19 protein-coding genes and 1 pseudogene are annotated in these 19,501 nt (G+C 69.9%); 13 read left to right on the top strand and 7 right to left on the bottom strand.

Annotated elements, in window-relative coordinates; translation table 11 throughout:
* Positions 1-17: 17 nt before the first annotated feature.
* Both BWI15_RS24460 and BWI15_RS24455 read right to left on the bottom strand, forming a co-directional pair.
* Positions 18-440 (bottom strand): VOC family protein, encoded by a 423-nt coding sequence (locus tag BWI15_RS24460; RefSeq protein ID WP_077016783.1) that lies wholly within the window; start codon positions 438-440, stop codon positions 18-20.
* Positions 437-1,279 (bottom strand): AraC family transcriptional regulator, encoded by an 843-nt coding sequence (locus BWI15_RS24455; RefSeq protein ID WP_077016782.1) that lies wholly within the window; start codon positions 1,277-1,279, stop codon positions 437-439. Before BWI15_RS24455 ends, BWI15_RS24460 begins: the two co-directional genes overlap by 4 nt.
* A gap of 551 nt (positions 1,280-1,830) precedes the next feature.
* On the opposite strand from BWI15_RS24455, the gene BWI15_RS24450 reads away from it, so the two are divergent.
* A complete protein-coding gene (locus BWI15_RS24450) occupies positions 1,831-2,130 on the top strand; it encodes a DUF805 domain-containing protein (RefSeq protein ID WP_269087187.1) in 300 nt (99 codons plus the stop codon).
* Between the two features lie 138 nt (positions 2,131-2,268).
* A complete protein-coding gene (ilvD, locus tag BWI15_RS24445) occupies positions 2,269-4,119 on the top strand; it encodes a dihydroxy-acid dehydratase (RefSeq protein WP_077016781.1) in 1,851 nt (616 codons plus the stop codon).
* A 115-nt stretch (positions 4,120-4,234) separates the two neighbouring features.
* On the opposite strand, the gene BWI15_RS24440 is transcribed toward ilvD, so the two are convergent.
* The 4 genes from BWI15_RS24440 to BWI15_RS24425 form a co-directional block, all read right to left on the bottom strand.
* Positions 4,235-5,041, bottom strand: a complete 807-nt coding sequence (locus BWI15_RS24440) for a GNAT family N-acetyltransferase (protein WP_077016780.1) — start codon at positions 5,039-5,041, stop codon at positions 4,235-4,237.
* A gap of 114 nt (positions 5,042-5,155) precedes the next feature.
* On the bottom strand, positions 5,156-5,461 hold the full coding sequence (locus tag BWI15_RS24435) for a type II toxin-antitoxin system PemK/MazF family toxin (RefSeq protein ID WP_077016779.1): 306 nt from the start codon (positions 5,459-5,461) through the stop codon (positions 5,156-5,158).
* Positions 5,461-5,697 (bottom strand): ribbon-helix-helix domain-containing protein, encoded by a 237-nt coding sequence (locus BWI15_RS24430; protein ID WP_077016778.1) that lies wholly within the window; start codon positions 5,695-5,697, stop codon positions 5,461-5,463. The genes BWI15_RS24435 and BWI15_RS24430 overlap by 1 nt, the downstream gene beginning before the upstream one ends.
* Positions 5,698-5,736: 39 nt before the next feature.
* Positions 5,737-6,405: an LON peptidase substrate-binding domain-containing protein gene (locus BWI15_RS24425; protein ID WP_077016777.1), complete on the bottom strand. Its 669-nt coding sequence runs from the start codon at positions 6,403-6,405 to the stop codon at positions 5,737-5,739.
* Positions 6,406-6,484: 79 nt separating this feature from the next.
* On the opposite strand from BWI15_RS24425, the pseudogene hisD reads away from it, so the two are divergent.
* The 11 genes and pseudogenes from hisD to BWI15_RS24370 all read left to right on the top strand — a co-directional run.
* Positions 6,485-7,792, top strand: a pseudogene (hisD, locus tag BWI15_RS24420) (histidinol dehydrogenase); the annotation flags it as partial.
* 125 nt (positions 7,793-7,917) lie between these two features.
* A complete protein-coding gene (locus BWI15_RS24415) occupies positions 7,918-9,036 on the top strand; it encodes a histidinol-phosphate transaminase (RefSeq protein ID WP_077016776.1) in 1,119 nt (372 codons plus the stop codon).
* Positions 9,033-9,632 carry an imidazoleglycerol-phosphate dehydratase HisB gene (gene hisB / locus BWI15_RS24410; protein WP_077016775.1) on the top strand — a complete coding sequence of 200 codons (600 nt, stop codon included), beginning with the start codon at positions 9,033-9,035 and terminating at the stop codon, positions 9,630-9,632. Before BWI15_RS24415 ends, hisB begins: the two co-directional genes overlap by 4 nt.
* Positions 9,633-9,642: 10 nt before the next feature.
* Positions 9,643-10,284, top strand: coding sequence for an imidazole glycerol phosphate synthase subunit HisH (gene hisH, locus BWI15_RS24405; protein ID WP_077016774.1), 642 nt, complete (start codon positions 9,643-9,645; stop codon positions 10,282-10,284).
* A 196-nt stretch (positions 10,285-10,480) separates the two neighbouring features.
* On the top strand, positions 10,481-11,266 hold the full coding sequence (locus BWI15_RS24400) for an ABC transporter ATP-binding protein (protein ID WP_077016773.1): 786 nt from the start codon (positions 10,481-10,483) through the stop codon (positions 11,264-11,266).
* A complete protein-coding gene (locus tag BWI15_RS24395; RefSeq protein ID WP_077017251.1) occupies positions 11,263-12,090 on the top strand; it encodes an ABC transporter ATP-binding protein in 828 nt (275 codons plus the stop codon). The genes BWI15_RS24400 and BWI15_RS24395 overlap by 4 nt, the downstream gene beginning before the upstream one ends.
* The gene (locus BWI15_RS24390) at positions 12,087-13,946 is read left to right on the top strand and encodes an AMP-dependent synthetase/ligase (RefSeq protein ID WP_077016772.1); all 1,860 of its coding nucleotides are present in this window, start codon (positions 12,087-12,089) and stop codon (positions 13,944-13,946) included. Before BWI15_RS24395 ends, BWI15_RS24390 begins: the two co-directional genes overlap by 4 nt.
* On the top strand, positions 13,943-14,830 hold the full coding sequence (locus tag BWI15_RS24385) for a branched-chain amino acid ABC transporter permease (RefSeq protein WP_077016771.1): 888 nt from the start codon (positions 13,943-13,945) through the stop codon (positions 14,828-14,830). The genes BWI15_RS24390 and BWI15_RS24385 overlap by 4 nt, the downstream gene beginning before the upstream one ends.
* Complete coding sequence (locus tag BWI15_RS24380) at positions 14,827-15,927, top strand: branched-chain amino acid ABC transporter permease (RefSeq protein ID WP_077016770.1); 1,101 nt, start codon at positions 14,827-14,829, stop codon at positions 15,925-15,927. The genes BWI15_RS24385 and BWI15_RS24380 overlap by 4 nt, the downstream gene beginning before the upstream one ends.
* Before the next feature lie 41 nt (positions 15,928-15,968).
* Positions 15,969-17,273, top strand: a complete 1,305-nt coding sequence (locus tag BWI15_RS24375) for an ABC transporter substrate-binding protein (protein WP_077016769.1) — start codon at positions 15,969-15,971, stop codon at positions 17,271-17,273.
* A gap of 108 nt (positions 17,274-17,381) precedes the next feature.
* Positions 17,382-18,779: an alkaline phosphatase PhoX gene (locus BWI15_RS24370; protein ID WP_143465800.1), complete on the top strand. Its 1,398-nt coding sequence runs from the start codon at positions 17,382-17,384 to the stop codon at positions 18,777-18,779.
* Here the strand turns inward: BWI15_RS24370 and BWI15_RS24365 are convergent.
* Positions 18,743-19,381: a lysoplasmalogenase family protein gene (locus tag BWI15_RS24365; RefSeq protein ID WP_083750977.1), complete on the bottom strand. Its 639-nt coding sequence runs from the start codon at positions 19,379-19,381 to the stop codon at positions 18,743-18,745. The genes BWI15_RS24370 and BWI15_RS24365 overlap by 37 nt on opposite strands.
* Positions 19,382-19,501 lie beyond the last annotated feature (120 nt).

The following is a 19,501-nucleotide window of genomic DNA, read 5'->3' as shown; positions in this document are numbered from 1 at the left end:
CGGTGGGGCCCTGTGGATTACGGGGCCTCCCCGGCGTAGGTCCCGATGCTCCACGCGTTGCCCTCGAAGTCGGTGACGCTGAAGTTGCGCGATCCGAAGTCCTCGTCGCGCAGCTCCCGCAGCACCTTCGCACCGGCCGCGATCACCTGTGGATAAAGGGAATCCGGGTCGTCGTGCACGAGATAGATTCCTTGTGCCTGGTCGACGAACCGGTCGAACTCGTTGGGTTCGGCGTGGCGATCGACCGAGCTGACCATCACCCCACCACCGTGCGGCCAGTGCAGTTCGGCGTGCGCGATCGATCCCTCGGCCTCGCCGGGGTAGGAGGCGACCACCGTGAACCCCAGCCCTTCGGTGAGGAACTTCAGTGCGGCCGGCCCGTCGCGGTAGATCAGCGTCGGCCAGACGCCGATTCTCACTGTGTTCTGTGTCGTGTTCATACCCGCGACTCTGCCCGCCGCACGGCGGCCCCGTCTTGAACGTATGGGAGTTCCTCGGTCATCCACTGCCGCGGCGAGCAGCCGGCCAGCGCGTTCCACTCGCGCGACAGGTGGGCCTGGTCGGCGTATCCGAGGTCAGCGGCCAGGTCGGCGAGTTTCGTCCCGGGCGAACTCCGCAGTCGCCGTACGGCCTGCTCGAAGCGCATCACCCGCGCGGCGACCTTGGGAGCCAGACCGTACTCCCGGCGGAAGCGTTCGGTCAGGTGCCGACGCCCCCAGCCGACCTCGGCCGCCAGATCCTGTACGCCGACGCCGCCGCCGGACTGCGCCAGCCGTTGCCAGGCCCAGCTGAGCTCGGCGCGGGGCTCGGGGATCGGTTCGTCCCGCCATGCCTCGAGCAGCAGCCGCTCCACGATCGCGAACCGCTGCTCCCAACTGGAAGTCTCCCGGAGCTGCTCGGCCAGCTCACGCGCCGAGCGGCCAAGCACGTCGTCGAGCGGCACGACCATCGACGCCAGTTCACCCGGTGGCAGGCCGAGCAACGCCCGGCTACCGGCCGGAGTCAGCGCGAACTGGAGCCCGGCCCGGTTGGGGGACTGGCTGATCCGGACGGCGGTCGAATGCAGTCCGCCGGCCAACGTCTCGAACTTCTCCGCCGGCGCACCCGGCCACGCGATGCCCAGTGGGTCGTCCAGCGTCATCACGACTGTCAGCGAGCGGGAGGGGAGTCCCCGGTGCAGTGCGGGCGGATCACCGCGGTAGGAGTAGCCGACCAGCTCGTCGAGATACGGGCGCAGCGCGGGATGCACCCGGTGCACATGCAGCTCGAGGTCCTCCATCCCTCCAGGCTAGATCGCGCCCGGGACAAAAGCTCCCGCTCAGCCCGGCGGCGGGCGAGGGCCGCCTCCGGCTCACCCGTTGACGATGTGAGTGGCAGCAGCCCGAACCGCAGCAGGCACAAGATCTCCCGGCTGCATGCGACCGGCAGCCGCACATGGGCAAGGACAGTCGTGCCGGAGGCCCCAAACCAACGTCGAAGACCTCCGCGCCTTCGCCGCCTGGCTCACCAAACTCCACACCCAGCACCGCCTGAAGGCCGTCAGCTGAGTGGCTGGATCTCCGAGGTCGAAGCGGTTCGGGATCTGCTCGGCGGTCTGCAGATGGTGGGGCGCGCCGACGTGCCGCTGGTGGTGTTCAGAGAAGAGATCGCATGCTCGGCGTCTGTCCTGGTACGGACCTCGGCGCAGGTTAGGGTGCGGGACCGGCTCGAACGGAGGGGGACTCCCGTGCGGTGGTATCTCGAGGTCGTCAAGCGGTACGCCGTGTTCAGCGGTCGCGCCCGGCGCCGGGAGTTCTGGATGTTCACCTCGTCGACTTGATCATCTCGATCGTGATCGAGTTCGCGGACTGGCTGCTCGGCACCGACGATGTCCTGCTGGACACCGGTGTCCTGACCTGGGTGTACGGGCTCGCGATCATCGTCCCGACCGTCGCGGTGACGGCCCGGCGGCTGCACGACGTCGACCGGACGGCCTGGTGGCTGCTGATGGCCTTCCTGCCGGTCGTCGGCTGGATCGTCCTGCTGGTCTTCTGCGTGACCGCCGGGACACCCGGACCGAACCGCTTCGGTCCGGACCCGAAGGCCGTCGAGTTCGCCGGGCGGGGTTGGCCGACCTCGGCCTCGCGGTAGCCGCCCGTACGCCGGAGACGACTCGCCCGGTCGGGCCACCAGCGGCGGGCGTGCCGGGATGTGGGACCGGCGTTTCGGCATCCGGACGGGGAGTGGCACCATGCTAGGGAGCAGTCCGAGTAGCGAGGAGACACCGTCGTGCCCGCATTGAGGTCCCGTACCGTCACCCACGGCCGCAACATGGCGGGCGCCCGCGCCCTCATGCAGGCCTCCGGGGTAGCCCGGGAGGACTTCGGCAAACCGATCATCGCCGTGGCCAACAGCTTCACCGAGTTCGTGCCCGGCCACACGCATCTGCAGCCGGTCGGCCGGATCGTGTCCGAGGCGATCCACGCCGCCGGAGGTATCGCGCGTGAGTTCAACACGATCGCGGTCGACGACGGCATCGCGATGGGTCACGGCGGCATGCTCTACAGCCTCCCGTCGCGCGACCTGATCGCCGACTCGGTCGAGTACATGGTCGAGGCGCACTGCGCCGACGCGCTGATCTGCATCTCCAACTGCGACAAGATCACCCCGGGCATGCTGATGGCCGCGCTGCGGCTGAACATCCCGACCGTGTTCGTCTCCGGCGGGCCGATGGAGGCCGGCCGGGCCACGCTGGTCGACGGCACCGTGCGCAAGCTGGACCTGATCGACGCGATGTCCGAGGCGGTCAACGAGAACGTCTCCGACGCCGACATCCAGCGGATCGAGGAGAACGCCTGCCCGACCTGTGGGTCCTGCTCGGGCATGTTCACCGCGAACTCGATGAACTGCCTGACCGAGGCGATCGGCCTGTCGCTGCCCGGCAACGGCTCGGTGCTGGCCACCCACACCGCCCGCAAGGCGCTGTACGAGAACGCCGGCCGCACGGTCGTCGAGATCACCAAGCGGTACTACGACACCGACGACCAGACCGTGCTGCCGCGCAACGTCGCCTCCCGCGCCGCGTTCGAGAACGCGATGGCGCTCGACATCGCGATGGGTGGCTCGACCAACACGATCCTGCACCTGCTGGCCGCGGCCCAGGAAGCCGAGGTCGACTTCGGCCTGGACGACATCAACGCGGTCTCGCGCCGGGTGCCGTGCCTGGCCAAGGTCGCCCCGAACGTCGCGCCGGGCGGCACGTACTACATGGAGGACGTGCACCGGGCCGGCGGCATCCCGGCGATCCTCGGCGAGCTGTACCGGGCCGGCCTGCTCAACGAGAACGTCCACACCGTGCACAGTGACTCGGTCGACGAGTGGCTGAAGACGTGGGACCTGCGTGGCGGTTCGCCGTCCGCCGAGGCCGTCGAGCTGTGGCACGCTGCGCCGGGCTGTGTCCGGTCGGCGACGGCGTTCTCGCAGTCGGAGCGCTGGGACACCCTCGACACCGACGCGGCCGGCGGCTGCATCCGCGACTTCGAGCACGCGTACTCCACCGACGGCGGTCTGGCGGTGCTCAAGGGCAACCTGGCCGAGGACGGTTGCGTGGTGAAGACCGCCGGCGTCGACGAGTCGATCTGGACCTTCCAGGGCCCGGCCGTCGTCTGCGAGTCGCAGGAGGAAGCCGTCGAGAAGATCCTCGCCAAGCAGGTCCAGCCCGGCGACGTCGTGGTGATCCGGTACGAGGGGCCGAAGGGTGGGCCCGGCATGCAGGAGATGCTCTACCCCACGTCGTTCCTGAAGGGGCGCGGCCTGGGCAAGGTCTGCGCGCTGGTCACCGACGGCCGCTTCTCCGGCGGGACGTCCGGCCTGTCCATCGGCCACGCCTCACCCGAGGCAGCCTCCGGCGGCACGATCGCACTGGTCCAGGACGGCGACCAGATCCGCATCGACATCCCGAACCGCTCCATCGAGCTGCTGGTCGACGACGCCGAACTCGACGCCCGCCGCGAGGCCCTGGCCGGCGTCTACGCACCCAAGTCCCGCGACCGCAAGGTGTCCCAAGCCCTCCGCGCCTACGCCGCCATGGCCACCAGCGCCGACAAGGGCGCCGTCCGAGACGTCACCAAGCTCGGCTGACCACCCGAGCACATCGCGGCGGGTCCGGGTCAGGCCGACCCGGACCGCCGTGGGTCCGGTCAGCCGACCGGGACGCTCGACGTGCCCAACCGCTCGATCACGCAGACGTAGCCAGTCAAGAAAGGCGCCAGATCTGCGGTGTGCGCTCTGTCAGCGCCTCGAAACCCAGCCGCAGCAAGTTGGCCAGCGACGGGTTGTGCCTGCCTGGCTCGGGCTTGTACGAGCCCGTGGTGACCAGGTCGCAGCCTTGCGCGAAGGCGTCGGCGACCCGGCGGGTGAGCAGCGCTGACTGCGCCCCTCTTCCCCGGTGTGCCGGGTGGGTCGCGCCGCTGCGCAGCCGGCCAACGCCGTCCACGACATGCAGGGAGCCGGTGGCAACCATCGTGTCGCCGTCCCAGGCGGCGTACGCGGTGACGCCGGGCCAGTCGGTGTACGCCGCGAGCATGGCGCGGAAACCGTCGTCGTGCATCTCGTACGCGTCCACTTGAAGCCGCGCCCACACATCGGCATAGCGCGGCCCGATCGGCTCGATGCGGAAGTCGGACGGTGCCTGCACGATGGGCGCGGCCGCGTGCACGACCTGGACCGTGGTCTGGCCGGCGGTGATCCCGTACGACGTGGCGATGGCCTCCCAATCCGGCGGAAGCGCACTCGGGGCGATGCTCAGGCTGGCCGTCGTACAACCGGCCGCCTTCAGATAGGCCAGGACCTCGCCGATGGCAGCCGAGGTCACCGGCCTGTCCAGGCCGAACCCGGACGCCTGGGACCAGAACGACAAAGTGTCCCGTGGTGCCGCCAGAGCCACGACCGAGCCGAACCGGCGGCGCGTCAGCCCCAGCAGAGACGGGCCGGGTCCGGGGATGTCACCGAAACTCCAGATCAGCTCGGTCTCGGCCCGTTCAATCCGCTCGATGAGCTCCACCCCGCCATCATGCCGGAACCGACCCGGCCGGACGGTGATCGGATGCAACCTCGTGCCTCGCCCCACAACAACCGATCAAGAAGGGCGTTCAGCGGTGGGGGAGCGCGGCTCGGGTCAGAGGAGTTCCAGGTCGAAGGCGAGGGTGACGGCTTCGGTGAGGGCCGGCTCCTGGTCGGGGAGCAGGTAGCCGATCAGGCGGCCGAGTTGGACCTTCGGGATGGTCTGGATGTTGTCGCAGCTGATCGCGCTGGGGTGGTCCAGGCCGTTCTGGGGGCCGACCAGGACTTCGGTCGACAGGCCGCGGATCGTGCTGGTGATCGGGGCGACGGTGACATTGGTGAGGCGGGGGCGGATCAGTTCGCGGGTGAGGACCACCACCGGGCGGGGTTTGTCCAGGCGGGCGATGTGGATCGGGCGCATCAGTCGAGGTCGGTGAGCACGGTTCCGCCGGCGCTCGCGGCCAGGCCGTCGAGGTCGGACGGTTCGCCGTACTCGGCGAGCAGCGCGAGATCACGCGCGGCCAGTTCGCGGCGGCGCTCGCGCTCCATCGCCCGGGCCACCACGGAGGCTCGGGACGGCGCCTTGTTGTCGTCGACGAGCCGGTCCATGAACTCCACCAGTTCGTCGGGCAGGCGTACGGTGATCTGCTTGCTCATACCACGACGATACCACTGTGGGATTCACTCCGGTATGGCTCAGTTCGGGTGCATCGTCGCCCAGGACATGTCGGTGTCGGGCAGTGACGGGATGGCGGCGATGGCGGACAGCTCGTTGTCCAGCAGGCCGATCAGGTGCGCCAGCCGGGTGGTGGTGTCGGGAGCCTCGAGCAGCTTCTGGCGTTCGGGCGTGAGCAGAGTGGTGGCGGCCGACATCAAGTACGACAGGGTGCCGGGATCGTCCGGCAGCGAGCCGATGTGCAGGCCGGGGCGGGAGATCTCGGTGACCGCGGCGGCGTACCGGCGGAAGCGCTGTACGGCGATCATCGCCGTACCGAGCGGGTCGTCGCCGAGTTCCTCGGCCAGCCACTCGACGTCGGCGACCAGGTAGTCGCCGGTGCTGTCCAGTTCGTCGACCTTGAACCGGCGGTTGCCGGTCAGCGTCACCTCGACCGGACCCTCGTCGTCGGGGTCCAGCGTGATCTCGGAGATCGTGGCCGCGCAGCCGGTGCCGTACAGCGAGCGGAAGACCCGGTCGCCCAGCTCGTAACCGTCGCGGACCGCGATCGCGCCGCACGCCATCTCGCCGCCGTTCTCCACCAGGTCGCGGATCACCGACCGCCCCTGGACGTCCGTGATCGGCAGTGGGAGCACCAGCCCCGGGAAGATCACCGTCTCGACGGTGAGCAGCGGCAGCCGAGAGTCCATACCGTCGAGCCTAGGGCAACCATCCACAGGTTGTACGCCGAGCCACGGCCCGCGGGTGGTGACCACTAGACTGGGGCCCATGATTCGCCGCGTCGACCTGCGGGGCCGAGTGGCGGCCGGAGAGCTCCTTGATCTCCCTGCCGAAGTTCACGCCCTGGTGCCCCGAGCCGTGTTCGACGTCGAGAAGGCTCTCGACGTCGTCCGACCGATCTGTCTGGACGTCCGGCATCGTGGTCTCGAGGCGATCAGGGAGTACGGCGAGAAGTTCGACCAGGTCCGCGTGGACGACCTCCGGGTCCCCGCCGAGGCGCTGAAGACGGCGCTGGAGGAGCTCGACCCGACGGTGCGTGCTGCCTTCGAGGAGTCGATCCGCCGGGTCCGCGAGGTCAGCGAGGACGAGCTCGGCGGCGACGTCGCGTCCGAGCCGGCGCCGGGTGGCCGGGTGACCCAGCGACTGGTGCCGGTCCAGCGCGTCGGGCTGTACGTGCCGGGCGGTCGTGCGCCGTTGGCGTCCAGCGTGGTGATGAACGTCGTTCCGGCCCAGGTTGCCGGCGTCCCGTCGCTCGCTGTGGCATCGCCGCCACAGAAGGAGTTCGGTGGCCTGCCGCACCCGACCGTGCTCGCGGTCTGCGCGATGCTCGGCATCGACGAGGTGTACGCGATGGGCGGCGCGCAGGCGATCGCCGGGTTCGCCTACGGCTTCGACGGGTGCCGCAAGGTCAACCTGATCACCGGCCCCGGCAACATCTACGTCGTCGCGGCCAAGCGGTTCCTGCTCGGCCAGGTCGGCATCGACTCCGAGGCCGGCCCGACCGAGATCGCCGTGCTGGCCGACGCGACCGCCGAACCGGCGCACGTCGCCGCCGACCTGATCAGCCAGGCCGAGCACGACCCGATGGCGGCCAGCGTGCTGGTCACGCCGAGCGAGTCGCTCGCGGCCGCGGTCGAGGCCGAGCTGCCCGGGCAGGTTGCCCGGACCAAGCACTCCGAGCGCGTCACGGAAGCCCTCGCCGGGCAGCAGTCGGCCATCGTGCTGGTCGACGACCTCGACCAGGGCACCGCGCTGGTCGACGCGTACGCCGCCGAGCACCTGGAGATCCAGACCGAGGACGCCGAGCAGCGGGCCGCGCTGATCAACAACGCCGGCGCGATCTTCGTCGGCGGCTGGTCCCCGGTCTCGCTGGGCGACTACTGCGCCGGGTCGAACCACGTGCTGCCCACCGCGGGCTGCGCGTGCCACTCGTCCGGCCTGTCCGTGCGCAGCTTCCTCAAGGCGATGCACGTGGTGAACTACAGCCGCGATGCGCTGCACGAGGTCGCCGGCCACGTCGTCGCGCTCGCGAACGCCGAGGACCTGCCCGCGCACGGCGCCGCCGTGTCCGCGCGCTTCCCCGGCCCGGGGGCGTCCGGGGCCGGCACCGCCGCGTCCGGGGACAGCGACGAGAACGCCGCGTCCCTGTCCGGCGATCTGGCCGAGATCGCCGCGTCCGAGCGAATCACCAGGGACAACTGATGGGCCGCTTCGACGGGCTGCCGATCCGCGACGAGCTGAAAGCGTTCGAACCGTACGGCGCACCGCAGCTCGACGTCCCGGTGCTGCTCAACGTCAACGAGAACCCGTATCCGCCGAGCGAGGCCGTCGTCGCGGACATCACCGCGTCGGTCGCCGCGGCCGCGGCCGGGCTCAATCGCTACCCCGACCGCGAGTTCATGGACCTGCGCGCCGACCTCGCGGCCTACCTCGGCCGGGAGTCCGGAGCGCACCTGACCGCCGAGCAGCTCTGGGCGGCCAACGGGTCGAACGAGGTCATGCTGCATCTCCTGCAGGCCTTCGGCGGTCCGGGCCGCACGGCGCTGTCGTTCGCCCCGACGTACTCGATGTACCCGGAGTACGCGCGCGACACCAACACCGGCTGGGTCGTCGGCCGCCGGTCGCACGACTTCACGCTCGACCAGAGCAAGGCGCTCGCGGCGATCTCGCGGCACCGCCCCTCGGTCGTGCTGCTCGCCTCGCCGAACAACCCGACCGGTACGGCGCTGCCGATCCAGCTGATCGAAGCACTCGCCGGCCGCACCGCGTCGATCGGCGCGGTGCTGGTGGTCGACGAGGCGTACGCGGAGTTCCGCCGGGAGGGGACGCCGAGCGCGGTCAGCCTGCTGCCGGCGTACCCGAATCTCGCGGTGGCGCGGACGACCTCGAAGGCGTTCGCGCTGGCCGGCGCCCGGGTCGGTTATCTTGCCGCGAGCAAGCAGTTGGTGGACGCGCTGCGCATCGTGCGGCTGCCGTACCACCTGTCCGCGGTGACCCAGGCGGTCGCGCGGGCAGCCTTGCGGCACTCCGACGAGCTGCTCGGCCGGGTCGGTCAGCTGCGCGTCGAGCGGGACGAGACCGTCGAGTGGCTGCGGGCGCAGGGCCTGCGCGCGGTCGACTCGGACGCGAACTTCGTCCTGTTCGGCACATTTGCCGACCGGCACGCGGTCTGGCAGGCGCTGCTCGACGACGGCGTGCTGATCCGGGAGACCGGGCCGGACGGCTGGTTGCGGGTGTCGATCGGCACCGGCGCCGAGATGGCGACGTTCCGGGCGTCGCTGGAGAAAGTTCTGAAGACCGACGTGGGAAGGCAGTCATGAGTCGCACAGCCCGGATCGACCGGGAGACCAGCGAGTCCAAGGTCCTGGTCGAGCTCGACCTGGACGGCACCGGCCGGGCCGACATCTCCACCGGGGTCGGCTTCTACGACCACATGCTCAACGCGCTGGCCAAGCACGCGCTGCTCGACCTGCACGTGAACACGGTCGGCGACCTGGAGATCGACGCGCACCACACCGTCGAGGACACCGCGATCGGTCTCGGCCAGGCGCTGCGAGAGGCGCTGGGCGACAAGAAGGGCATCCGCCGCTTCGGCGACGCGACCGTGCCGCTGGACGAGGCGCTCGTGCACTGCACGGTCGACCTGTCCGGCCGGCCGTACTGCGTGCACACCGGTGAGCCCGACGGTCAGGTCTACGCGATCATCGGCGGCGACTACGCCGGTTCGCTGACCCAGCACGTGTTCGAGACGCTCGCGTTCAACGCGGCGATCTGCATTCACATCCGGGTGCTGTCCGGCCGCGACCCGCACCACATCGTGGAGGCGCAGTTCAAGGCGTTCGCGCGGGCACTGCGCGACGCGGCCGAGCTGGACCCGCGGCAGCCAGGCATTCCCTCCACCAAGGGCGCCCTGTGAGGACAGCACTGTGAGCAAGAAGGTCGTCCTGCTCGACTACGGCTCGGGCAACATCCGATCCGGCGAACGGGCGCTGCAGCGCGTCGGCGCCGACGTCACGGTGACCTCGGACTACCAGCAGGCGCTGGACGCCGACGGTCTGCTCGTGCCCGGCGTCGGCGCGTTCGAGGCCTGTATGACCGGACTGAAGTCGGTCCGCGGCGACGCCGTCGTCGACAAGCGCCTGACCGGCGGCCGTCCGGTGCTCGGGATCTGCGTCGGGATGCAGATCCTGTTCGCCAAGGGCATCGAGCACGGCGTCGAGACCGAGGGCTGCGAGCAATGGCCCGGGACGGTCGAGCGGCTGCGGCCCGAGGGCACCGAGCCGGTCCCGCACATGGGCTGGAACACCGTCGACGTGCCGGCCGGCAGCACGCTGTTCGAGGGCATCGAGAAGGAACGCTTCTACTTCGTGCACTCCTACGGCGTGCGCGAGTGGGAGCTCATCGACGCCCGCGAGTCGGTTGCGCCGAAGGTCACCTGGACGTCGTACGGCGGTGACCGCTTCGTCGCCGCAGTCGAGAACGGGCCGCTGTCGGCGACCCAGTTCCACCCGGAGAAGTCCGGCGACGCCGGCGCCGAACTGCTGGCCAACTGGGTCCGCTCGCTCTGAGCCGTTCCGCCCCCGGCTGTACCCAGGCGTCGCGCCAGTTCACTCCTGACCAGCACGAACGCCGCCCGCGGGCGCCGATCACGGTTCGGGCATCGGCGTCCGGTTTCCGGGCCGGAGCTCTTCCGTAGACGACATCGCTGCTGTCACACTCACTCGCCAGGACGGTGGGAACCTTCGGGGATCCAGGAGGCCGGACGTGCTGGCAGCGACGAATCTCGAAGTCGTCTACGACGAGGTGATGCTGGTCCTGCGCGGGGTCAGCCTCGAGGTCCCGCAGGGGCGGATCGTCGCGCTGCTCGGCGCGAACGGGGCCGGCAAATCCACCCTGCTGCGCGCGTTGTCCGGCCTGCTGGACCTGCACGGCGGCAAGGTCAGCCGCGGCTCGATCACGCTGGACGGCGAGCCGGTGCACGGCCTGGGGCCGAGCCGGATCGCTGCCCTGGGCATCAAACAGGTGATGGAAGGCCGCCGGATCTTCACCGAGCTGACGGTCGAGGAGAACCTGCGGATCGGCGGGCACGTCCGGCCGAAGTCGTTGAAGGTCAACCTGGACCGCACCTACGACCTGTTCCCGGTGCTGGCCGACCGGCGGCGCACGGTGGCCGGATACCTGTCCGGCGGCGAGCAGCAGATGCTGGCGATCGGCCGGGCGCTGATGTCGGATCCGGAGTACCTGCTGATGGACGAGCCCAGTCTCGGCCTGGCGCCACTGGTCGTCCAGCAGATCCGGGACGTGATCGTCGACATCAACCGGGCCGGAACGACAGTGCTGCTGGTCGAGCAGAACGCGGCGATGGCCCTGGCGATCGCCGAGCACGGGTACGTGCTGGAGAACGGCGCGATGGTGATGGACAAGCCGGCCGCCGAACTGCTCGCCGACGGCGACGTCCGCGAGTTCTACCTCGGGCTCGGCGCCGAGGGCAGCGCCCGGTCGTTCCGGGACGTGAAGCACTACCGGCGCCGGAAGCGGTGGCTGTCGTGACCGCCACGCAGACCCGGCCGGAGGAGACGGCCCCGGCGCCGCCGCCGGTGCTGAGCTTCGACGACGTGCTGCTGGAGTTCTCCGGCGTGACCGCGCTGAACGGCGTCAGCTTCACCGTGGAACCGGGCGAACTGTTCGCGGTGATCGGCCCGAACGGAGCGGGCAAGACCTCGATCTTCAACGTGCTGTCCGGTGTGTACCGCCCGCAGCGCGGCTCGGTCCGGTTCGGCGACCACGAGCTGATCGGGCGCAAACCGCACGCGATCGCCCGGCTCGGCATCGCCCGGACCTTCCAGAACATCGAACTGTTCTCCAACCTGACCGTGCTCGACAACCTGATGCTCGGCCGCCATCACCACCACCCGTACGGCGTGCTCGCGGCGTTCGCGTGGCTGGGCAAGGCCCGCCGCAACGAGTGCGCCAACCGCCTCGCGGTCGAGCGGATCGTCGACTTCCTCGAGCTGGCCCCGTGGCGGCGGATGCCGGTCGGCCTGCTGCCGTACGGCGTCCAGAAACGCGTCGAGCTGGGCCGGGCCCTGGCCGCGGAACCGAAGCTGCTGCTGCTCGACGAGCCGGTCGCCGGGATGAACCTCGAGGAGACCGAGGACATGGCCCGGTTCATCCTCGACATCCGCGACGAGCTCGGACTGCCGATCGTGATGGTCGAGCACGACATGGGCTTGGTGATGGACCTGGCCGACCGGATCCTGGTGGTCGACTTCGGCCGCCCGATTCGGACCGGTCCGCCCCGGGAGGTCGCCGCCGATCCCGACGTGGTGCGGGCCTACCTGGGCGAACAGCACCGGATCGTGGACCGGTCATGAGCACCGTCACGGCCGGGACCAGGCTCGCCACGATCGCGACGCGGGTGCGCGAGCGGGCCCGCACGACCCCGGACGTGATCGCCCTGCGGGAGAAGGATCTCGGGCTCTGGCAACAGGTCAGCTGGTCGGCGTACTGGGACACCGCGACGCTGGTCGGTCACGCGTTGCTTGCCCTCGGCATCGAACCGGGGGACCGGGTGGCGATCCACTCGGAGAACCGCCGGGAGTGGCTGTACACCGACGTCGGCACGGTCGCGGTGCGGGCCGCCACGGTCGGGCTCTATCCGACGAACCCGGTCGCCGAGGTCGCCTACCTGCTGCGTCACTCCGGTTCCCGGGTGCTGGTCGCGGAGGACCAGGAGCAGGTCGACAAGGCCCTCGCGGTCGCCGACGAACTGCCGGACCTGGAGCACATCGTCTACCTGGAGCCACGCGGCATCAGGAACCGGTACGACGACCCGCGGCTGCTCGCCTGGCCCGATTTCCTTGCCCTCGGCCAACAACACCGGGCCGCCCACCCCGCGGCGGTGGACGAGCGGATGGACCAGGCCCGCCCGGACGACGTGGCGACGCTGGTCTACACCTCGGGGACGACGGGCCCGCCGAAGGGCGTGATGCTGACCGTCGCGAACGTCGACTTCGCCATCCGGGAGCTGGTCGAGCGCGGCGGCTTCACCGGAGCACCGCCCTCGCCGAAGGACAGCGTGCTGTCGTACCTGCCGTTGTGCCACGTCGCCGAGCGGGTCTTCAGCTGCTGGTTCGGCGCCGGCGCCGGGGTCTGCGTGCACTTCGCGGAGTCGATCGAGACCGTCGCCGGCAACTTGCACGAGGTGCAGCCGACCATCCTGTTCGGCGTCCCGCGGATCTGGGAGAAGATCGCGGCCGGCGTACAGATCCGGATCGCGTCGGCGGGCCCGCTCAAGCGGTCCGCCGGTGGATTCTGGCTGCGCCGGGCGGACTGGATCGGCGACGTCCTGGCGGCCAATGGCGGCCGGCACACGGTGGCTTCGCGGCTGGTCCACGCCGTCGGCTACCTGGTCTGTTACCGCGCCCTGCTCGACCGCGTCGGCCTGCGCAAGGTCCGGTACGCCGCGTCCGGGGCCGCGCCGATCGCACCCGAGGTGCTGCGGTTCTTCATGGGGCTCGGGCTGCCGATGCACGAGGTGTACGGGATGACCGAGAACTCGGCGGTGGCCACCGCGAACCGTCCCGGCCGGGTGAAGGTCGGTACGGTCGGCGAGCCGCACGACCGGGCCGAGATCCGGATCGACGAGCTCACCGGCGAGATCCTCACCCGGCACGACGGCACGTTCGCCGGCTACTGGCACGACCCCGAGGCCACCGCGCGGGTGATCGACCCGGACGGGTGGCTGCACACCGGCGACGTCGGCGAGTGGGTGGACGGCACCCACCTGCGCATCACCGACCGGATGAAGGACCTGATCATCACCGCGGGTGGCAAGAACATCGCGCCGTCGGAGATCGAGAACGCGCTGAAGGCCTCGCCGTACGTCAAGGAGGCGGTGGTGATCGGCGACGGCCGCAAGTACCTGACCGCGCTGATCGGGATCGAGCCGGACACCGTCGGCCACTGGGCCCAGCAGCGCCGGCTGCCGTACTCGACGTACCGCGACCTGAGCTCCAAGCAGGAGGTGATCGCGCTCGTGCAGGGCGTGGTCGACGAGGTCAACGAGCGGTTCGCGACCGTAGAGCAGGTCAAGACGTTCCGGCTGCTGCCGAAGTTGCTGGAGCACGAGGACGGCGAGCTCACCGCGACGCAGAAGGTGAAGCGCAGCGCCGTCGCGTCGGCGTACGAGGAGCTGGTCGAGTCGATGTACCGGGTGGGTGCGCGATGAACGATCTGGTCGCCACGGTGGTCCGCGGCCTGGGCAACGGGTCGATCTACGCGCTGCTTGCGCTCGGTTTCGTGATCGTCTACAAGTCCATGCGGGTGATCAGCTTCGCCCAGCCGGCCTTCATGATGGTCGGCGGTCTGCTCGTCAGCTACCTGGTGCTGTCGATGAACTTCTTCCTGGCGGTCGTGGTCGCCCTGCTGCTCACCGGCCTGCTCGGTGCCGGCGTCGAACGACTGGCGCTGCGGCCGATGATCGGCAAGCCGGTGTTCGTGATCGCGATCATCACCCTCGGCGTCGACATCGTGATCCGAACGGTGGTGAACTCGTTCATCGGCGTGGACATCCGGCAAATGGGCGATCCCTGGGGCCTGAAGCAACTGGCGGTCGGCGGAGTGACGATCGACCAGCGGCACCTCGCCACCCTCGTCACGACCCTGGTTGTCGTCGCGGCGCTGTTCGCCTTCTACCGCTGGTCCCGGACCGGGCTGGCGATGCGCGCGGCGTCGTCGGACCAGGAGGTCGCTCAAGCCCAAGGCGTCTCGGTCGGCGCGGTGTTCGCGCTGTCCTGGGCACTCGCGGCGATGCTGGCCGGACTGGCCGGCGTGTTCCTGTCCACCGGCATCGGCCTCGAACAGAACCTGTGGCTGACCGCGCTCAAGGCCCTGCCGGTGATCATTCTCGGCGGGCTCGACTCGCTCGGCGGCGCGGTGGTCGCGGGCCTGGCGATCGGCGTGGTCGAGGCGCTGGTCGGCAACTACGGCGGCTCGCTCAGCCCGGTCTTCGGCGGCGACTTCTTCCTGGTCGTGCCGTACCTGCTGATGCTGCTCGTCCTGCTGGTCAGACCGTACGGCCTGTTCGGAACCCGCGAGGTGGAACGGATATGAGCGGCCGGCTCGCCACGTCGTACGGGCAGGACATGGCATTGCTCAACACCCCGGCGAAACGCTGGTGGACGCTGGTGCTGGTCGTCGCGGCGGTCGCCCTGCCGTTCGTGCTCGAGGACGATCTGCTCGTCGTGCTGGCCACCGCGTTCGTCGCGGCGATCGGGGCGATCGGCCTCAACATCGTCACCGGGTACGCCGGGCAGGTGTCGCTCGGGCACGCGTTCTTCCTGGCGATCGGGGCCTACACGGCCGCGGCCCTGTCGGGCGATCCGGACAGCACGCGGCTGATCGGGTTCGGGATCACGTCGCTGCCGGTCTGGCTGCTCGCGGCCGGTCTGGTCGCCGGGCTGGCCGGGCTGATCGTCGCTCCGCTGGCCGCCCGGCTGCGCGGGCTGTACCTCGCCGTCGTGACGCTCGGACTGGTGTTCATCGGGGAGCACGTGTTCAAGCACTGGCGGGACCTGACCGGGGGAGTGGGGGTCGGGCGGCCGGCCGCAGTACCGGAGTTGTTCGGGCTGGAGTTCGCCGTCGACGGCGCGATGTTCACCAAGGCGCAGAAGCTCTACCTGCTGATGTTCGTGCTGCTGGTGATCTTCGGCGTGCTGGCCCGCAACCTGGTCCGCTCGCGGATCGGCCGGGCGCTGGCCGCGGTCCGGGACCGGGACCTGGCCGCCGAGGTGATCGGCGTCGACGTGACCCGGTACAAGATGATCGCCTTCGCGGTGTCGTCGTTCTACGCCGGCGTCGCGGGGGCGCTGCTGTACGTGATGATCGGCTTCGTCGAGCCGGGGTCGTTCAACCTCGCGCTGTCGGTGCAGTACATCGCGATGATCCTGGTCGGTGGCGTGGCGACCATCTCCGGATCGGTGCTGGGCGCGCTGTTCATCACCTTGCTGCCGCGGCTCACCCGCGAACTGCCGGCGGTGCTGCCGTTCGTGAGCAGCAGTTCCACCGCCGGTGGCATCACGGTCTTCCAGGTCGAGGCGATTCTGTACGGCCTGTTGATCATCGGCTTCCTGATCTTCGAACCGCGCGGGCTGTTCGGGATCTGGATCCGCATCCGCACCTACTGGAAGGCGTGGCCCTTCTCGCACTGACCCGACCGGGCCGGCGCTGGGGAGACCGAGGAGGAACAGCGATGAACACACGGCGCAGGACGGTCGCGGTGGGCCTGGTGGCCGCCGTACTGGCGGTGGCGGGATGCCGCAACGACGCCCCCGAGACGCAGGAGGGCAGCGAGGGCGTCAAGTTCGACGTCGGGGTGACCCAGGAACCGTGCCCTGACGCGGTCGACCAGGCCAAGGGATGCATCTACCTCGGCGTGATCTCCGACCTGACCGAAGGGCCGTTCAAGGCGCTCGGCGTGCCGGTGACGGAGGGGCAGAAGGCGTTCTGGAAGCGGGTGAACGCCGCCGGCGGCGTCGGTGACTACGAGGTCGACGTGGTCAAGTACACCAAGGACAACAAGTACAACCCGCAGGTGCACAACGAGGTGTACGCCGAGATCAAGCCGAACGTGCTCGGCCTCGCGCAGACCCTGGGCTCGCCCCCGACCGCGGCGATCCTGGCCGACCTCAAGGCGAGCAACGTGATCGCCGTCCCGGCGTCGTGGACCTCGGCCTGGGCCTTCGAGGACGTGATTCTCGAGTCCGGCACGAACTACTGCTTCGAGTCGATGAACTCGGTCGACTACGGCGCGGAGACGCTGAAGGCCAAGTCGGTCGCGGCCGTGCACTTCCCCGGCGACTACGGGGACGACGCCGCGGCCGGCGCGAAGATCGCCGCCGCGGCGAACGGGCTGACCTTCACCGACATCCCGACGGCGCCCGGCCAGGAGAACCAGGGCGCGGCGATCACCAAGCTGGTGGCCGCCAAGCCGGACGTGGTCATCCTGACCACCGGCCCGACCGAGGCCGCGACGATCGTCGGCGGCGCCGCGCAGGCCGGTTTCAAGGGCAAGTTCATCGGCACCAGCCCGACCTGGAACCCGGCGCTGCTGAAGAGCCCGGCGGCGCCCGCGCTGACCGCGCTGTACCTGCAGTCCGGGCCGTGGGGCCCGTACGGGACGGACACGCCGGGGCACAAGGCGCTGCGTGAGACCGTGGGCGAGGCGGCCTTCAGGGCCGCGCCGAGCGACGGGTACACCGCCGGCTGGGTCTGGTCGTACCCGATGAAGGCGGCACTGGAGAAGGCGGTCGAGAGCAAGGACCTGACCCGCGCCGGGCTGCTGGCCGCGGTGAAGTCGCTGACCACCGTCGACTACGAAGGCATGCTCCCGGCCGATGCCGGCAAGTACGGCGGGGAGCCGAACGACCGGGTCTTCCGGCAGAGCCTGATCTCCAAGGTCGACGCGCCGTCGCCGACCGGTGTGGCGGTGGAGAAGAACTTCTTCACCGGCAAGACGGCGGCCGCGCACGAGTTCAGCAAGCCCTGTTACCAGTAGATTGAAAGCGGTCACGGTGAGTGTCTGACACTCGTTCTCTTGCTGTTGGGTTGTTGTTTACCGTACGTTCACTGGCGTCAACTGCTTGTACGCACAAGGAGGCCGGCCGTGACCGCATCAAATCCCCTGTCCAGACGGCAGTTCGTCGCTCGCGCCGCCGCGGCGGGTGTTGCCGTCAGTGTGGTGGGGTCCGTCGAGGCGCTGTACACCGCTCAGCCGGCGCTCGGCACGTCCGGGCCCAAGATCGGGTACGGACCGCTGATCGAGGACCCGAAGGGAATGCTCGACCTGCCCCGCGGGTTCCGGTACAAGGTGCTGTCGCGCGAGGGCGACGTCCGCAAGGACGGGCTGAAGACACCGAGCCGGTTCGACGGGATGGGCACGTTCCCGGACCGCCACGGCGGCAACCGGCTGGTGCGCAACCACGAGTGCAGCCCGACCGCGACCATCCCGGTCAAGGCACCGGCCGAGTTGACCTACGACCCGGGCGCGGCCGGTGGCACCAGCACGCTGGTGGTCGACAGGCACAACCGCACGGTCAAGGAGTTCACCAGCCTCGGCGGCTCGGCGATCAACTGCTCCGGCGGCATCACGCCGTGGCGCACCTGGCTGACCTGTGAGGAGACCGAGCTCAAGGCCGGCGAGAGCGGCTACACCAAGGACCACGGCTTCATCTTCGAGGTCGACCCGTACGACGGCCGCCGCAATCTGAACCCGTGGCCGCTGATGGAGATGGGCCGGTTCCAGCACGAGGCGGTCGCGATCGATCCGGCCACCGGGATCGTGTACGAGACCGAGGACGCGTTCGTCGCGCCGCTCGGTGGGTTCTACCGGTTCCTGCCGAACCGCCCGCGCGGCGGCTGGGCCAGTCTGCGGGCCGGCGGTGAGTTGCAGGCCATGCATGTCCCGGACCTGCCGGACCTGTCGGTGGTGCAGGAGGCGGGCACGGAGTTCGGGGGCGTGCAGTGGGTGAGGGTGCCCGACCCGCTGGCTGGGTCGGAGTCGGTCCGGGCGCAGGACTACGCCAAGCCGATCACCGGCGGCTACAAGCTCGAGGGCTGCTGGTGGGGTGCGCTCGACCGGTGCGTGTACTTCGTGTCCTCGTTCGCGCGGACCGAGCTGGGCCCGAAGGTCGACCACGACGGACAGGTCTGGCGCTACAACCCGCGGCGCAAGACATTGCGGCTCGAGGTCATCTTCACCCGGCCGAAGCCCGGCTCGGACGACCCCGAGTTCGACGCCCCGGACAACATCACAATGTCGCCGTACGGCGGGCTGATGATGTGTGAGGACGGCCTCGGCGAGCAGCACATCCTCGGCACCACCGAGGACGGCGAGGTCTTCAAGTTCGCCCGCAACCGGGTGAACAACGGCACCCCCACAGAACCCGAGTACGGCGAGCTCGCCGGCGCCGGCTTCTCCGCCGACGGCCGGACGATGTTCTTCAACGTCTACACGCCGGGGATCACCTACGCGATCACCGGTCCCTGGCGACGCCGGCGCTGATCCGTGACGCCGGAGGTCAGCAAGTACTGGCCTCCGGCGTACGTCGCCATCGCCAGCGTGCTCCGGCCGGGGAAGTCGTGCCCGGCGAGCCGGACCGCGATCAGCGCGTCCGAGAACAGGAACAACGCGCCGCCCGCGCCACTGCGCGGGCTGTGCCACCGGGACACCACAGCGGTTGCCGTCAGCAACAACGCGTACGCGGCGACCGGGACCCGCTGGGACCCGAGGTCCCGGGACAGCACGGCGATCAGCGCCGCCCAGAGCGCGCCGTACGCCGCGACCACGCGCCACGACCGCTGGCCCGGCTGGGACAGCAGTTCGGCCAGGTAGCAGGAGTGGGCAGCGGCGAACGCGGCGATCCCGGCCAGCTGGAAGTCGGTCTCCAGCAACAGATCGCCGGCAGCCGACGCCAGCAGCGCGGCCTGGAGCAGCGCGGAGGCGTTCTGCGTCCGCGACCACGACAGCAGCAGCGGCATCAAGGTCGCCTTGCTGGCCACCTTGAGGATCTTGGCGTCGACGGCGACCGCGGCGACGTGCACGACAGCGGCGGCGCAGTACGCGGCCAGGCGCCGGCGGCCGGTGGCCAGATTGCTCAGGCTCATGAGTCGCAGTATGCGGACCGAAGGTGAACGGACGACGGCCCGGGCACGGGCGTTCGGGAGAACGTCCGTACCCGGGCAGGGAGTGGGTGGGGAATCAGCGGACCGACTGGGGGGTCAAGG

The sequence above is a fragment of the Kribbella sp. ALI-6-A genome, from assembly GCF_001984195.1.
Taxonomy (GTDB): domain Bacteria; phylum Actinomycetota; class Actinomycetes; order Propionibacteriales; family Kribbellaceae; genus Kribbella.
The sequence above is the reverse complement of the archived record's forward strand: the minus strand, read 5'-3'. Positions and strand labels throughout refer to the sequence as shown.